Here is a 2686-nt window from a genome sequence, read left to right as displayed (position 1 = left end):
GCCCCACGCGTCAAGCCGCCGTCACACACGCCCCCGCCCAACCCGGGGGCCGGGGGCGTGTGGTTGCCGGTTTCATGCCTTAAAACAGTTGTTTCGCTCGTTACCACCACCACCCGGGGGACCCCCGGGAGGCTAGCGTGTTGTGTTGTGTCGGCTATTGTTAGTACCAGTCAGCTCAACAACAGGATTCACCCCACACGGGGCTGCCTGCTTCCACACCTGGCCTATCAACCCAGTCGTCTAACTGGGAGCCTACCCACCAAATGGTGGTGGAGACCTTATCTTGGAGACGGTTTCCCGCTTAGATGCTTTCAGCGGTTACCCGACCCGAACGTAGCCAACCAGCCATGCACCTGGCGGTACAACTGGCACACCAGAGGTTCGTCCGTCCTGGTCCTCTCGTACTAGGGACAGCACTCCTCAAGTCTCCAACGCGCGCAGAGGATAGGGACCGAACTGTCTCACGACGTTCTAAACCCAGCTCGCGTACCGCTTTAATGGGCGAACAGCCCAACCCTTGGGACCTGCTCCAGCCCCAGGATGCGACGAGCCGACATCGAGGTGCCAAACCATGCCGTCGATATGGACTCTTGGGCAGGATCAGCCTGTTATCCCCGGGGTACCTTTTATCCGTTGAGCGACGACCCACCCACACGGGATCGCCGGATCACTAGCTCCCACTTTCGTGCCTGCTCGACCCGTCAGTCTCACAGTCAAGCCCTCTTGTGCGCTTGCACTCAACACCTGGTTGCCGACCAGGATGAGAGAACCTTTGAGCGCCTCCGTTACACTTTAGGAGGCAACCGCCCCAGTTAAACTACCCACCAGGCACTGTCCCTGACCCGGATCACGGGCCCAGGTTCAGACGCACGCCACCATCAGAGTGGTATCCCAACAACGACTCCACAACCGCTAGCGCGACCGCTTCACAGTCTCCCACCTATCCTGCACAAACAATGGCGGACGTCAATACCAAGCTGCAGTAAAGGTCCCGGGGTCTTTCCGTCCTTCTGCGCGTAACGAGCATCTTTACTCGTAATGCAATTTCGCCGAGCTCATGGTTGAGACAGTAGAGGAGTCGTTACGCCATTCGTGCAGGTCGGAACTTACCCGACAAGGAATTTCGCTACCTTAGGATGGTTATAGTTACCACCGCCGTTTACTGGGGCTTAGGCTCACCGCTTCACCCCACAAAACGTGGGACTGACGGATCCTCTTAACCTTCCAGCACCGGGCAGGCGTCAGTCCGTATACATCGCCTTACGGCTTCGCACGGACCTGTGTTTTTAGTAAACAGTCGCTCCTCCCTGGTCCCTGCGACCCTCACCCCTAGCCCGCCATGGGGCTTCAAGGCTCAGGCCCCCCTTCTCCCGAAGTTACGGGGGCATTTTGCCGAGTTCCTTAACCATGATTCACTCGCACGCCTGGGCATACTCTGCCCGACCACCTGTGTCGGTTTAGGGTACGGGCGGTAAAGCACCTCACGTCGAGGCTTTTCTAGGCACCACAGGATCACCCTACTATCCCCCACCACAACGGCGGGGTCACCATCACGCCTCACCCAACCCCACCCAACAGGGCGGGGCACGGCACCCGGATTTACCTAGGCACCAGGCCACACGCTTGAACGGGACAAGCCATAAGCCCCGCGAGGCTACCTCTGTGCGTCACCCCAGTTAAAACACGCTTGCCTACCAGCACGGTCGGTCCCCAGACCACACCACCACCCCCGACAGCCAGGCCCGAAAGCCCAACCACGGGAAACAGCGGCAACGGCGTGGGTTAGCACCCGCACGTCAGCATGGGCGGTACTCCACCGGTACGGGAATATCAACCCGTCATCCATCGACTACGCCTGTCGGCCTCGCCTTAGGCCCCGACTCACCCAGGGAGGACGAACCTGCCCCTGGAACCCTTAGTCATACGGCGCCGGGGAATCCCACCCCGGTCTCGCTACTCATGCCTGCATTCTCACTCCCACGCCGTCCACCCATGGGTCACCCCAGAGCTTCACCCAACGCAGGACGCTCCCCTACCACCCCAACCCAATCAAACAGGGCCGGGGTCCGCGGCTTCGGCGGTGCGCTTGAGCCCCGCTACATTGTCGGCGCACGACCACTCGACCAGTGAGCTATTACGCACTCTTTCAAGGATGGCTGCTTCTAAGCCAACCTCCTGGCTGTCACCGCGACCGCACATCCTTTCCCACTTAGCGCACACTTAGGGGCCTTAGCCGGCGATCCGGGCTGTTTCCCTCTCGACCACGAAGCTTATCCCCCGCAGTCTCACTGCCACGCTGAACCAATACGGCATTCGGAGTTTGACTGGCATCAGCAACCCTGTAAGGCCCCTCAACCAACCAGTGCTCTACCTCCGCACGGCAACACGCGACGCTGCACCTAAATGCATTTCGGGGAGAACCAGCTATCACGGAGTTTGATTGGCCTTTCACCCCTACCCACAGCTCATCCCCCCCGTTTTCAACCGAGGTGGGTTCGGTCCTCCACACGCTCTTACACGTGCCTCAACCTGGCCATGGGTAGATCACCCCGCTTCGGGTCCAGAACGCGCCACTAATAACGCCCAAATTTCGGACTCGCTTTCGCTACGACTACCCCACACGGGTTAACCTCGCGACACGCCCTGACTCGCAGGCTCATTCTTCAAAAGGCACGCCACCACCCAC

The 2686-nt window shown here is 59.9% G+C and carries 1 rRNA gene; it reads right to left on the bottom strand.

Annotation, left to right across the window (positions count from 1 at the left end):
* Positions 1-137: 137 nt before the first annotated feature.
* Positions 138-2686 (bottom strand): 23S ribosomal RNA (locus tag BN1056_RS12295); the annotation flags it as partial.

It is taken from the genome of Actinomyces succiniciruminis (genome assembly GCF_900002405.1).
Taxonomy (GTDB): domain Bacteria; phylum Actinomycetota; class Actinomycetes; order Actinomycetales; family Actinomycetaceae; genus Actinomyces; species Actinomyces succiniciruminis.
Note: the sequence above shows the minus strand (reverse complement) of the source record. Positions and strands in the feature narration are given on the sequence as shown.